This is a genomic window from Lacinutrix sp. MEBiC02404 (assembly GCF_053601575.1).
In genome coordinates, this window is sequence record NZ_JBSHNV010000189.1 from 1 (window position 1) to 14523 (window position 14523).

The following is a 14523-nucleotide window of genomic DNA, read 5'->3' on the forward strand; positions in this document are numbered from 1 at the left end:
CACCTGAGAAAATGCATCAACAAAATATTCTAAAAAGAAAAACATATAAATCAAAAAACCTGAACAATAAATCTATTGTTCAGGTTTAATTAATTATTTTTAATCTTTAATAATCTGTATTGATTATTTAGGACTAGACAAGAGTGGAATAATCAAATGTCGCTCAATATACTTCCGCAACAACCCCATAAGAGTAGAATAATCAAATGTCGCTTAATATACTTCCGCAACAACCCCATAAGAGTAGAATAATCAAATGTCGCTCAATATACTTCCGCAACAACCCCATAAGAGTAGAATAATCAAATGTCGCTCAATATACTTCCGCAACAACCCCACAAGAGTGGAATAATCAAATGTCGCTCAATATACTTCCGCAACAACCCCATAAGAGTGCAATAATCAAATGTCGCTCAATATACTTCCGCAACAACCCCACAAGAGTGCAATAATCAAATGTCGCTTAGCGACCTATTTGAAGGCGTTTAGGCCAGTAACATCCATTCCTGTAATTAGTAAGTGAATATCGTGCGTACCTTCATAAGTAACCACGCTTTCTAAGTTCATCATGTGTCTCATAATAGAATATTCGCCACTAATTCCCATACCACCTAACATCTGTCTAGCGTCACGAGCAATCGTTAAAGCCATATCCACATTATTTCGTTTCGCCATAGAAATTTGTGCGGAGGTAGCGGTTCCATTCTCACGCATCACACCAAGACGCCAAGCTAATAACTGTGCTTTTGTTATTTCGGTAACCATTTCTGCTAATTTCTTTTGTTGTAATTGAAACTGTCCAATTGGCTTACCAAACTGAATACGCTCTTTACTGTAACGTAAAGCAGTATCGTAACAATCCATGGCAGCACCAATCGCTCCCCAAGCAATACCAAAACGAGCAGAATCTAAACACCCTAAAGGAGCGCCAAGACCAGATTTGTTTGGTAATAAGTTTTCTTTTGGCACTTTTACGTTGTCGAAAATTAATTCGCCAGTAGCACTCGCACGAAGAGACCATTTGTTATGTGTTTCCGGCGTAGTGAAACCTTCCATGCCACGTTCTACAACGAGACCATGAATACGTCCGCTTTCATCTTTTGCCCAAACGACAGCGATATTGCAAAAAGGTGCATTAGAAATCCACATTTTTGCACCATTTAAAAGATAATGATCTCCCATATCTTTAAAATTGGTAACCATTGCACCCGGATTACTACCATGATCAGGTTCTGTTAATCCAAAAGAACCAATCCATTCTCCCGAAGCTAATTTTGGTAAGTATTTATTGCGTTGTTCTTCGTTTCCGTATTTCCAGATTGGGTACATCACTAAAGACGATTGTACAGAAGCTGTACTACGAACTCCAGAATCACCACGTTCTATCTCTTGCATGATTAAACCATAAGAAATTTGGTCTAATCCAGCACCTCCATATTCTTCCGGAATGTAAGGTCCGAAAGCGCCAATTTCGGCCAATCCTTTAACTATTTGTGTTGGGAATTCTGCTCTTTGCGCATAATCTTCAATAATAGGAGAAACATCACGTTTTACCCATTCTCTTGCGGCATCACGAACTAATTTGTGCTCTTCGGTAAGTAATTCATCAAGGTTGTAATAATCTGGTGCTTCGAATAAATCGGCTTTCATTCTAATTATGATATTTTAAGCTTCTAATTTTTGAGAATTACCCAAAATAGAAGGCGTTATTTTATAAGTTTAACAAAAGTAACGAAATCGTTTTCATTGCCAAATATAAATATCACATTTTAAGATAAAAATCTTTCGTCAAATTTATGTAGTCTTCTGTGTATTGGTGTCTTGCGGTTTCTATAATGAGTTCTTCTTTCTCTATATCGCTTTCGCGGAAAGAAAATTCTAAAAGACTTCGTTTAATTTCGGAAGTAGACGAACCCTGAACATGTAAAATTCTATTCGGAAATAATTTGGACTGGGAAGCCAACGCTATAAAATTTGCTTCTTCCTTAAACGGAATAATAACCGAGAAAATACCGTCTTCTATTAATAAGGAAGCAACACTTTCTACTAAATGATCAAAAGGCATGGCATCTTGAAACCTTGCTAAATCACGTTGTACGTTTTCAGTTTTAAAGTCTTCGGAATAAAAAGGAGGATTTGATATAATCAAATCATATTTATCTTCAATCTCTTCGGTGAACTCTTCTAAAGCAGCGTGATAACAAAAAAGGCGGTCTGCCCAAGGTGCATTTTCAAAATTATCAACACATTGTTCATACGCATTTTCATCAATCTCCATCGCATCTATAACTTCTGCTTGACTGCGTTGTGCCAACATAAGAGACAGAACACCTGTTCCTGCTCCAATATCCAGAATGGCAAAAGGGTTTTGTTTTACAGAAGTCCAAGCACCAAGTAATACCGAGTCTGTACCAATTTTCATAGCACATTGATCTTGATTTACTTGAAATTCTTTAAATTGAAAAGGTTTGCTCATAATAAAAGGCCTTCCTTTTGGGAAGGATTTAGGATGGGATTATTCTTCTAAATACAAATCAATCAATCCTTCAGGGGTTTCCACAAGAATTACTTTATTTTCTTTATCCACTTTTTTAATAAAATGGTCGTTCATCGGAATTAAAATTTCAATACCATCTCTATCTATTTCAAAAAGGGCCTGTGCTGTGGTGTCGTTAATTCCTGTAATAATTCCAACATCACCAAAGTTGGTGTCTTTTACAGTAAAACCTATAATCTCATGAAAGTAGAATTTATCACCTTCTAGTTTTGGTAGAAATTCTAGAGGTAAATATAGATTACTCTTTAATATGGCATCTGCATCTTCTTCTGTGTTTACGTCTTCAAACTTGATACGTAATAATTCCGATTTATGTAATTGTGCATTTTCAATAAAAAAAGGAATAAGGTTTCCTCTTAAATCTATAAAAACAGATTCTAAACCATCATAAATATCTGGTTCATCTGTATCTAGTTTTACTAGAATTTCACCTTTAAAACTGTATTTTTTTACAATTTTACCTAGAAAAAAACAATCTTCTTTTTTCATAATAATGCAATTATTTTGTCACACTGAGCGCAGTCGAAGTGTTTCGTACTAGTATAACATAAAGGTTTCGACTGCGCTCCACCTGAAATGGATTGAAAAGTGGAGTGTTTATATATGTAATAAACAACATTATTTCCAATAAAAAACTCCAATACAATTGTATTGGAGTTTAAAAGTATAAAAAATATTTTTTTTATTCTTCTTCGTTAGATGCTTCTTCTGCAGGAGCATCTTCTGTAGTTTCTTCTACAACTGGAGCTGCTGCTGCAATTCTAGCTTCGTTAGCTGCTTTTTCAGCTTCAAAAGCTTTCGCTTTTGCATCTGCTTCCACCTTAGCTAAACCATCTGTTTTTGCACCAACTTTACCTTCTTTTTCTTCTAACCAAGCAGTAAACTTCGCTTCTGCTTGCTCTTCTGTTAAAGCACCTTTAGTTACTCCACCTTTTAAATGTTTTTTTAACAAAACACCTTTGTAAGATAAAATAGCTTTCGCTGTATCTGTTGGTTGTGCACCATTTTCTAACCATGTTACTGCACCATCAACATTTATTTCAATAGTTGCTGGGTTAGTATTTGGGTTGTAAGCACCTAATTTCTCTAGGTATTTACCATCTCTTTTCGCGCGAGCATCTGCTGCTACGATCCAGTAATAAGGTTTTCCTTTTTTACCGTGTCTTTGTAATCTAATTTTTACAGGCATAATAATTAATTCATTGAGGTTCTCGACCTCTGGTTATTAATAAGTGTGCAAAGATACTATAAATAATTTATATTCAACTTTTTATATTAATCATTTTTTTATGCTATTTTTATGCTCTCAAATTATATAAAATTTATGAAAAAGATATTCCTATTTGTTATTTCCGCTTTATTTATGGTGAGTTGTGGTGAAGAACTTGAATCTAATACGCCAGCTTTACAAGGTAAAAAAGATGGTACGTTATGGAAAGCAGATTATTATAGTGCTGAAATTAATAGTAGCGGACAGTTAATCATTAACGGAGGGAGAGGAAGTGAAATCGTTACCTTAAAAATAGGAGCGGCTGTTGGTACTTATGTTTTAGGAGAAGGAAGTGCTAGTGAAGCTGTTTTTACAAGTATTCAAGATGTGATGCATTCTACAAATAATGAGCCAGATGAAATTATTCAAATTTATCCGGCGGATGGGGAAATTGTAATTACAGATTATGCAGATTCTGGTAATAAAGTGTCGGGTACATTTTGGTTTAATGCATTTTCGGACTCTGGTTTGAATAAAGTGAATTACAGTCAAGGAGTTTTTTACCAAATCCCAGTTTCTGGAGGTGGAGGTTCTACTGTTGTTGCTTGTGATGATGCGGTTGCTGCTACCGAAGCGGCTTTAGTAATTTATAATGCTACAGATAATACTAGTTCCAATTATCCTCCTGCGTGTAATGCGTATAAAGCGGCATTAATGCAACAAATTACTAGTTGTGGTGATGATACAAATACTTTACAAGATATTATAGATGGTTTAGATTGTACACTTCCTTGTGATGTAGCTACCGCTAATACCGATGCAGCTTTTGCAATTTACGATGTTACGGATAGCTCAAGTGCTGATTTTGCTTCCGTGTGTAATGCGTATAAAACAACATTAGAGCAACAAATTACTAGTTGTGGTGATGATACAAATACCTTACAAGATATAATAGACGGTTTGGATTGTGGTGTAGGTACAACTCCTGGCGTATGTCAAACCTGTTCTATCACTTCATTTCCAGATACAGAATATTGTGATAATGGTGATGGGACAATGACGGTGTCTATTGCTGGAGCTCCGGGATCTACTTTAGATGTTCCAGGAGGTTCTTTTAGTGCTTATATGCAAGCACTAGAAGGGGCAGGGTATTCTTGTAACTAAAAGATTTAAAATATATATTTAAAAGCGCAATCCATTTGGTTGCGCTTTTTTTTGTTTAAAACTGTTTATAACTTTCCGCCGCTAAAAGGTCAATTTTTCGTAATTTTATCGTTCTCTTTTATTTATAAGAAAACACCTCTATGTACTTAATTTTTGATACCGAAACTACTGGTTTACCGAAACGTTGGGACGCTCCAATTACCGATACCGATAATTGGCCTCGATGTATACAAATAGCTTGGCAACTGCACGATGCTATGGGAAACTGTATCGAAAGTCAGGATTATTTAGTACAGCCAGAAGGATTTAATATTCCGTATGATGCAGAGAAAATTCATGGTATTTCTACCGAACTAGCACAAGAACAAGGTGTGCCTTTAGCAACCGTTTTAGAAAAATTTAATGAGGCTTTAGGTAAAACGAAGTTTGTTGTTGGACAGAATGTAAAGTTTGACCTGAATATTATGGGAGCGGAGTTTGTTCGTGGAAACGTAGCAAATCCATTACAAGAACTTCCTGTTTTAGATACCTGTACCGAACATACCGCAAGTCTGTGTGAGCTTCCAGGTGGTAGATACGGTAAATTTAAATTACCAACCTTAACCGAGTTGCATCAGTTTTTATTTGATGCTCCTTTTGGTGAAGCGCATAATGCAACTGCCGATGTCGAGGCAACCACGCGTTGCTTTTTTGAGTTAGTTAGAAGAGAAGAATATACACAAGAACAGTTAGATGTTCCCGATGATTATTTTCAGAAGTTTTCCGAAGAGAATCCAAAAACCATAGCGTTAATAGGTTTAAAACATATTAATCTGAAGCGCGAAAGTGCTAAGATTAATGAGCGATTACAAAAAGCACAAGCGACAGATATTTCTTCCGAAGAAATAAAAGAAAATATAGCGAGTCTGCAAACTGTAGATTTTACGCATTTGCATAATCATTCGCAGTTTTCGGTATTACAATCTACTATTAGTGTTCCAGATTTAGTGGCTTCCGCAGCAGAATATAATATGTCTGCAGTCGCACTTACAGATCATGCGAATATGATGGGGGCTTTTCATTTTGTGAAAGCGGTAAACAATCATAATAAAAGTGTAAAAGCTAAAAATGAAGAAGCTGTAGCAAGAGGAGATGCGGCAACATTAAACGAAATGAAACCCATTATTGGTGTGGAGTTTTTTGTTTGTGAAGACCATTTAGATAAAACTAGAAAAGATAATGGGTATCAAATTGTACTTATTGCTAAAAATAAAAAGGGGTATCACAATTTAGCCAAATTATCGTCGCATGCCTTTGTAAATGGATTTTACTATTTGCCAAGAATTGATAAAAAACTGATAGAAGAATACAGGGAAGACCTTCTTTGTTTAACAGGGAATCTTTATGGTGAGGTACCAAGTAAGGTTTTAAATGTAGGAGAAAATCAAGCGGAAGAATCCTTATTATGGTGGAAAGAACTGTTTGGTGATGATTTATATATAGAGTTAATGCGTCATAATCAAGATGACGAAAACAGAGTGAATCCTGTTTTAATTAATTTCGCTAAGAAGCACGATATTAAACTCGTAGCTACCAATAATACCTACTATTGTAAAAAAGGAGATGCGAATGCACACGATATTTTGCTGTGTGTAAAAGATGGTGAAAAACAAGCGACTCCTATTGGTAGAGGACGTGGTTATAGATATGGAATGCCAAATCAGGAATACTATTTCAAGTCTCCTGATGCCATGAAAAAATTGTTTAAAGACGTTCCGGATGCGATTTCAAATATACAGGAAGTTGTAGATAAAATTGAACCTTTTCAGTTGGCTCGTGATGTATTATTGCCGGCGTTTGATATTCCAGAAGAATTTGTTTTTGAAGAAGACAAAGCCGATAACGGAAAACGTGGTGAAAATAAATTCCTTAGACATTTAGTGTATGAAGGTGCTAAAAAGCGCTATGGCGAAGAACTTTCAGAAGAAGTTGTAGAGCGTTTGGATTTTGAGCTTAGCGTTATTGAAAAAACCGGATATCCTGGGTATTTCCTAATTGTAGAAGATTTTATCCGCGAAGCCAGAAATATGGATGTTTCTGTTGGTCCTGGTCGTGGTTCGGCAGCAGGTTCTGTGGCAGCATACTGTTTAAAGATTACCAACATTGATCCTTTAAAGTATAACTTGCTTTTTGAGCGTTTCTTGAATCCGGATCGTGTAAGTATGCCGGATATTGATATCGATTTTGATGATGAAGGTCGTGGTCGTGTGATGGATTACGTTATCGAGAAATACGGAAGCAATCAGGTGGCGCAAATTATTACCTATGGTACGATGGCTGCCAAATCTTCTATTCGTGATACTGCACGTGTTTTAGATTTACCATTATTTGATGCGGATAGAATAGCTAAGTTAATTCCTAATATGTCTAAATTAGGAAAGATTTTTGGAGCCGACGAAAAGAAGCTGAAAAGCATGTTTCGTGCGGAAGATTTAGAAAAAGTAAATGAACTTTTAAATATTTCGGATGGAGATGATTTACCTGCCGAAACCGTAAATCTAGCAAGAACACTAGAAGGTTCGGTTCGTAATACCGGAATTCATGCCTGTGGTGTAATTATTACACCAGATGATATTACCAAGTTCGTTCCAGTTTCTGTAGCAAAAGATTCTGGTTTATATGTCACACAATTTGATAACTCGGTTGTAGAAGATGCCGGACTATTAAAAATGGATTTCTTGGGGTTAAAGACTTTAACTTTAATAAAAGATACCGTAAAGATTGTAAAGGCAAAACATGATATTCTATTAGATCCAGATAGTTTTCCTTTAGATGATGTAAAAACCTACGAACTCTTCCAAAGAGGAGAAACCGTTGGTGTTTTTCAATATGAATCGCCAGGAATGCAGAAGCACCTTAAAGATTTAAAACCAACGGTTTTTGAAGATTTAATTGCCATGAATGCATTGTATCGTCCTGGTCCAATGGAATATATTCCTAGTTTCGTAAAACGTAAACATGGAGATGAAGAGATAGAATATGACCTTCCAGCCATGGAAGAATATCTAAAAGAAACCTACGGTATTACAGTATACCAAGAGCAGGTAATGCTACTTTCCCAAAAGCTAGCAGATTTCACGAAAGGGGAAGCCGATGTACTGCGTAAAGCGATGGGGAAAAAGCAAATTGCGGTTCTAGATAAGATGAAACCAAAGTTTATTGAGCAAGCAAGTGCGAAAGGGCATGATGCCAAAAAACTAGAGAAGATCTGGAAGGATTGGGAAGCCTTTGCAAGTTACGCCTTTAATAAATCGCATTCCACATGTTATGCTTGGATTGCCTATCAAACCGCATATTTAAAAGCACATTATCCTGCAGAATATATGGCAGCGGTACTTTCAAATAATATGAACGATATCAAATCGGTTACCTTCTTTATGGAAGAATGTAAACGTATGAAATTAAATGTTCTTGGTCCAGATGTCAATGAAAGTTTCTATAAGTTTTCTGTAAATCAAGATTATGCCGTTCGTTTCGGAATGGGCGCAATTAAAGGGGTTGGTCATGGTGCTGTAAAAACCATTGTAGATAATAGAGAGAAAGAACCCTATAAGTCCATTTTCGATTTAGCAAAACGAATCGATTTACGTGCAGCAAATAAAAGAGCTTTCGAAAACTTAGCATTAGCAGGAGGATTTGATGGTTTTGGAGATGCGCATAGAGCGCAATATTTTCATGATGAAGGCGACGGCATTACCTTTTTAGAAAAAGCCGTAAAATATGGTGCAAAACACCAAGAGAATGAAAACTCAGCACAGGTAAGTTTGTTTGGAGCCGCTAGTGATGTGCAAATAGCAGAGCCCGAAATTCCGCCATGTGAAGAATGGGGAACCATGGAGAAACTAGCGCAAGAAAGAGAAGTAGTAGGTGTTTATATTTCGGGACATCCTTTAGATGACTTTAAAACAGAAATGAAAACCTTCTGTAATGCCAATATTTCGTTATTTAATGATCTAGATACTTATGTAAATCGCGAACTTACTTTTGGTGGTGTAGTTAGAGATATACAACATCGCGTAAGTAAACAAGGGAAAGGTTGGGCGATGTTTACTATCGAAGATTATACCGATAGTTTTGAGTTTCGAATGTTTGGGGAAGAGTATCTAAAATTTAGACATTTTTTAATGCAAAACAATTTTGTGTATGTGAAAATATTTATCCGTGAAGGTTGGGTGAATAAAGACACCGGAAAGAAAAGTGATCCTAGAATGCAATTTAATAGTTTTCAGCTGTTGCACGATGTGATGGAAACCTACGCTAAAAAGCTATCTATTCAATTAAATATTAAAGAATTAGAAGTCGAAAAAATTAGAAAACTAAAGGAGTTATTACAAATGCATCCTGGAAATCAAGCGTTAAATTTTGTGGTTTATGATAATGCCGAACAAATAAAGCTTCCTATGATTAGCCGAAAACAGAAAGTAAAAGTAAGTCAAGAATTGTTGAATGAATTAGATGATCAACAGGTGTATTATAAGTTGAATTAGAACGCGCGCAAAGGATGGATGCGGCATCCTTTTTTGCTATTAAAAGCAAAAAAGATATAGTGGAAAGCCTGGTTTATGCGCCCAAATAAAAAACGAATATAGACATAACCAATAAAGCGATAAATAGAACAAATTGGCAGTTTGTAAGCTTTGGCAAAATTTTTGACTAATATTGCATATTAACATGAAGTAAAACTCAATTAAAACATAAAATTATGGCATTAGAAATCACAGATGCAAACTTTGAAGAAACAGTATTAAAAAGTGACAAACCAGTAATGGTTGACTTTTGGGCAGCTTGGTGTGGACCATGTAGAATGGTAGGACCAATCATTGACGAAATAAGCACAGAATACGACGGTAAAGCAGTTGTAGGTAAGTTAGACGTAGATGCAAACCAAGAATTTGCAGCCAAATATGGTGTGCGTAACATACCAACGGTTTTAATTTTTCAAAACGGAGAAGTTGTAGGTCGTCAAGTAGGTGTTGCTCCAAAAACTGCGTATGCAGAGGCAATCGATGCGCTTTTATAGTATATAAAGTAAAAGAAAAGATAAAAGGTTTGCTGTTATGGCAAACCTTTTTTAGTTTAGGGCTATTATAATTATGGCGTTTTTTCGTTTGCAAAAAAAGCAAAAGAAAACCAGGCTTGGAGTTTATCCTGAGCGGAGTCGAATGGGCTAAATCTTTTTATTTGACTACTTCTCGACTAGTTATACTAGCTACCTTCAAACAAAATATATGTTGTTTGAAGGTAATGCTCGAAGAGACAAATAAAAAGGATATCGCTGCAATCCTTAACGCAAACCACCTCGACTTTATGCTTTTGTATAAAGCCACTCCTTCTTAAAAAAGGAGGAGAGTAACACATATAAAATGAACTTAAGAGACGAACTTAATAAAGCTGGCGGATTTAAAAACCTGGAACTCCTTGCCAAGCAAGTGGTAGAAGGTTTTATTTCTGGTATGCATAAAAGTCCGTTTCACGGCTTTTCAGCAGAATTTGCAGAACATAAAATTTACAATCAAGGTGAAAGTACTAGACATATTGATTGGAAGCTTTTTGCAAAAACAGATAAGCTATACACCAAACGTTATGATGACGAAACGAATCTGCGTTGTCATATTATTCTAGATAATAGTAGTTCTATGCATTATCCTGAAATGCAAGATTTTTCTATTAACCATTTAAATAAAGTGGCTTTTTCTGCATTAGCGTCTGCATCATTAATGCATATGTTAAAAAAACAACGGGATGCAGTAGGATTAAGTATTTATAGTGATGCGTATGATTTTTATGCGCCAGAAAAAGGAAGCGAACGTCATCATCAAATGTTGCTAGGTCAACTTAGTGATGCGGTAGTTACAAAGGCGCTAAACAAGAAAACCGAAACGTACAACTATTTACACCTAATAGCTGAAAAGATGCATAGAAGGTCTTTAATATTCCTTTTTACAGATATGTTTCAAACTAGTGAAGATGAAGTGAAGCTATTTGAAGCATTACGCCATTTAAAGCATAATAAACATGAAGTAGTGTTATTTCATGTATTTGATAAAAAGAAAGAGCTAAGCTTCGATTTCGATAACAAACCAAAGCGTTTTATGGATGTGGAAACTGGAGAGTACATAAATTTATACTCAGAAACGGTAAAAACCAATTATGAAAAGGCAGTTTCAGAATATTTTGATACCCTAAGATTGAAATGTGGTCAATACAGAATAAAATATGTGGAAGCAGACATAAATAAAAATTATGATAATATACTGACAACCTACATGATAGAGCGACGGAATTTTATTTAATGATTTTTTTTTAAAAAAAACCTTAAAAAATGTTTGAAATACTAAATAAGCAATGTATATTTGCACTCGCAATAAAGCAACGGTCTGGTAGTTCAGTTGGTTAGAATACCTGCCTGTCACGCAGGGGGTCGCGGGTTCGAGTCCCGTCCAGACCGCGAAAATTGCTAAAGCTTCTCTTCGGAGAAGCTTTTTTTAGCAATACCATTTAGTTGTGTTGTTTGATAGATGTTAAAGTCTATCAATGGTTTAAGTAGTTAAACCGATGGAAAGCTTTCCTTTTTCACTTGTGAAATTGTGAAGCTTTTTTATTTTAAAGCATTTTCTATTTCTATATAAATTATATAAAATCTTAAACCTGAATGCCTTCATTCGGGTTTAAGATTTTATCATTAGTCAATTTACGTTCTAGAATAATGCAAGTCTTCAAGTATGGAACTACAAAATATGGAGGTATTTATAAAGCCCTATTTCAAAGTCTCCCAAGTAAAAGAAGCTAGTAAATTAGATTTTTTTTGTTTAAATATATTGTGTTGTTTGATAGGTGTTTAGGTCTATGGAGTGGTTTACATAATGAAACCAATACATAGCCTTCTTGTTTTACTTGTGAAATTGGGTTGCTTTTGGATTTTAAATACTTTTTTTGCACAATATAAATATAAATTGTACATTTGACCGACGAAATAAGCGTTTTGTCGTATTTTTTGTTTTCTTAATTTAGTATTTCTATATATTTGATAACCTTAATTGGATTTTTCAAAAAATTAGAAATCAACCTATTAAGGTTCTTTAATTCATTTTATTTATTCCCTCAATAAATTCAAAATAGATTTAGTGTCTACTTTGTTTTTTTACAGTAAGTTTTCTATTTCTCTTGTATAAAGATATTTGCCTTAGCAGATGCTTTGTATAAAGTATATATAAAAGATTATTAACTATAAAATTAAATAAAATGAAATCCCTAAAAATTACAGTATTAGTAGCAGTAGTATGTGCAATCTTCGCATCTTTAACTCCACAAGACAAACCAGCTCACGAAAAAGATAAAAATAGCGAGACTATTGTAAAAGTGACTCTTAAAAAAGAAAAAAAAGGAATTAAAATTCCACAACAAAGTTAAAATATATTATTTTTAAAAAAAGGGTGTTTCTAAAGAGATATGGAAACCCCTTTTTTATTTAGCTATTTATTTATTTTGAATGCTGTTTAATTAAAAAAGTATAAATTTGATTTAATACATAAATAAGTCATTGAATAAACTTTTACTTTTTATCATTACAGTGCTGTATGCATCTAATTTATTTTCTCAAAATAAAAAAGTAGATAGTATTGTTATATTACGAAATCTTGCGAATAACAACGAGATTGAAGTTGATATGCGTTTTGAATATGCTAGAAAAGCGATTAAGAATTCTATAGTTACCAATCAGGACTCTACGGTGTTAACTAGCAAAAGGGTGCTCTCTTACCTGTTTCTTATCCATGGAGACTATGATTCGTTATTTAAAATTAATCATGAAAATTTAAAATTAGCAACTAAAATACAAGATTCTATAGCGCTTGCAAATACAAACAATATTCTTGGTTTGTATCACCATATCAATGAGAAGCATGATAGTGCTTATTACTATTATTTTAAAGCCGTTAAATTATTTGAATCTTTAGAGGATATAAAGAATCAAGGAGAAGTATTAGCCAACATGGCAGATATACAAGAAACGGAAAGAGATTATATAGGTTGTGAAAACAATGCTATTCGATCCATTGCTTTAATAGAACAGTTGCCTGAGAACGATTATAACCTAGAAACCTTATGGTACGCAAATAATCTAATAGCAATAGTTTCTGCCGAATTAGAACAGTATGAGAAGGCATTAGAATATTATAATAAAACACTTGCTATTTGTGATAGAATGAAGGATTCTTACGAGAAAAGATTGTTTTCTAATATCAATATAGCTGCTTTGTATAGAAGAAAAGGAGATTATATTACAGCAGAAAGACTTTATGAAAAGTTATATAAAGATACTACTGTTTTTGAGTATGATCCAACTTCTTATTCTATAATTCTGTCTGGATTGGCTAATGCAAAATTTATTAATAAAACAGCTAGCAATAGCGAAGTGCATCAATTATTTAATAAAGCGTACGCTATTAGTAAAAAAGAAGCCGATGATGTTGGCCTTTTATCTATTAGTATGGATGTATCCGAATTTTATTTAGAAACTAAAAATCTAGATAGCGCTAGATATTATGTAGATAATGCGTATCAAATTGGTAAAGAATTAGTAGCAAATGAAACGATATTAGAAGCACTTCTATTAAAATCGAAAATTGAAACAGGAGAAAAAGTTAAAACAAGTCTAGATGCCTATATAAAATTAAGCGATAGTTTACAAAAAGCAGAACGCTCTATTAGGAATAAATTCGCAAGAATAGATTATGAAACAGATCAAATAAAAGCAGAAAAGGAGCAAGTTTCCAAAGAACGATTTTTGTTTTTATTGCTCTCCATAGGTTTGTTTGTAACGCTTGCTCTATTGTATGTGGTAATTACACAACGCTCTAAAAATAAAGAATTAAGGTTTGTTCAAGAACAGCAAGAAACGAATGAAGAAATTTATAATCTCATGCTTTCACAACAAGATAAAATTGATGAAGCTAGAAGTACCGAAAAGAGAAGAATTTCTGAAGAACTTCACGATGGTATTTTAGGAAGACTTTTTGGAACTAGGCTGAGTTTAGATAGTTTAAATAGGAGTACTACCGAAGATGCGATGAAGTCTAGAGAGAATTATATAGATGAGTTACAAGCTATCGAGCAGGAAATTAGAAAAGTGTCTCATGAGTTAAATACCGATTTTGTTTCCGGGTCCGGTTTTGCAGATATTATTAAGGCATTATTAGAAACGCAAACAAGAGCTTATGAGTTAGACTATAAGCTTATCCACAGTGATTCTATACATTGGGATAATGTTACCAATAAAACTAAAATTCATATCTATAGAATATTACAAGAATCCCTTCAAAATATATATAAACACGCTAATGCTTCCTTAGTAGAAATTAGCTTTAGTATAAAAAATAATGTAATTTGTATCGCAATTTCAGATGATGGTTCTGGTTTTGAAGTAAGCAAATCCAAAAAGGGAATTGGTATTAAAAATATTACCTCCAGAGTCAAAGAAATTAAAGGAGTATTAAAAATTAAATCGCAAATAAATAAAGGAACAACCATTACCATTAAAATTCCAATCTAGCAA

At 34.2% G+C, this 14523-nt stretch carries 10 protein-coding genes and 1 tRNA gene; 7 read left to right on the top strand and 4 right to left on the bottom strand.

What is annotated here, in order from left to right:
* Positions 1–471: 471 nt before the first annotated feature.
* The 4 genes from ACVCXO_RS10880 to ACVCXO_RS10895 form a co-directional block, all read right to left on the bottom strand.
* The gene (locus ACVCXO_RS10880; RefSeq protein ID WP_452229616.1) at positions 472–1650 is read right to left on the bottom strand and encodes an acyl-CoA dehydrogenase family protein; all 1179 of its coding nucleotides are present in this window, start codon (positions 1648–1650) and stop codon (positions 472–474) included.
* A gap of 112 nt (positions 1651–1762) precedes the next feature.
* On the bottom strand, positions 1763–2476 hold the full coding sequence (locus ACVCXO_RS10885; RefSeq protein WP_452229617.1) for a tRNA1(Val) (adenine(37)-N6)-methyltransferase: 714 nt from the start codon (positions 2474–2476) through the stop codon (positions 1763–1765).
* 39 nt (positions 2477–2515) lie between these two features.
* A complete protein-coding gene (gene rimM, locus ACVCXO_RS10890) occupies positions 2516–3046 on the bottom strand; it encodes a ribosome maturation factor RimM (protein WP_452229618.1) in 531 nt (176 codons plus the stop codon).
* A 193-nt stretch (positions 3047–3239) separates the two neighbouring features.
* A complete protein-coding gene (locus ACVCXO_RS10895; protein ID WP_452229619.1) occupies positions 3240–3746 on the bottom strand; it encodes a 30S ribosomal protein S16 in 507 nt (168 codons plus the stop codon).
* Between the two features lie 135 nt (positions 3747–3881).
* On the opposite strand from ACVCXO_RS10895, the gene ACVCXO_RS10900 reads away from it, so the two are divergent.
* The 7 genes from ACVCXO_RS10900 (at position 3882) to ACVCXO_RS10930 (ending at position 14520) form a co-directional block, all read left to right on the top strand.
* The gene (locus ACVCXO_RS10900; RefSeq protein WP_452229620.1) at positions 3882–4931 is read left to right on the top strand and encodes a DUF6252 family protein; all 1050 of its coding nucleotides are present in this window, start codon (positions 3882–3884) and stop codon (positions 4929–4931) included.
* A 140-nt stretch (positions 4932–5071) separates the two neighbouring features.
* Complete coding sequence (dnaE, locus tag ACVCXO_RS10905) at positions 5072–9457, top strand: DNA polymerase III subunit alpha (RefSeq protein WP_452229621.1); 4386 nt, start codon at positions 5072–5074, stop codon at positions 9455–9457.
* Between the two features lie 215 nt (positions 9458–9672).
* A complete protein-coding gene (trxA, locus tag ACVCXO_RS10910) occupies positions 9673–9990 on the top strand; it encodes a thioredoxin (RefSeq protein ID WP_452229622.1) in 318 nt (105 codons plus the stop codon).
* 343 nt (positions 9991–10333) lie between these two features.
* Positions 10334–11263 (top strand): DUF58 domain-containing protein, encoded by a 930-nt coding sequence (locus ACVCXO_RS10915; RefSeq protein WP_452229623.1) that lies wholly within the window; start codon positions 10334–10336, stop codon positions 11261–11263.
* A gap of 81 nt (positions 11264–11344) precedes the next feature.
* Positions 11345–11418: transfer RNA gene (locus ACVCXO_RS10920), tRNA-Asp, on the top strand.
* A 794-nt stretch (positions 11419–12212) separates the two neighbouring features.
* On the top strand, positions 12213–12380 hold the full coding sequence (locus ACVCXO_RS10925) for a hypothetical protein (protein WP_452229624.1): 168 nt from the start codon (positions 12213–12215) through the stop codon (positions 12378–12380).
* Positions 12381–12510: 130 nt separating this feature from the next.
* The gene (locus ACVCXO_RS10930; RefSeq protein WP_452229625.1) at positions 12511–14520 is read left to right on the top strand and encodes an ATP-binding protein; all 2010 of its coding nucleotides are present in this window, start codon (positions 12511–12513) and stop codon (positions 14518–14520) included.
* Positions 14521–14523: the final 3 nt, after the last annotated feature.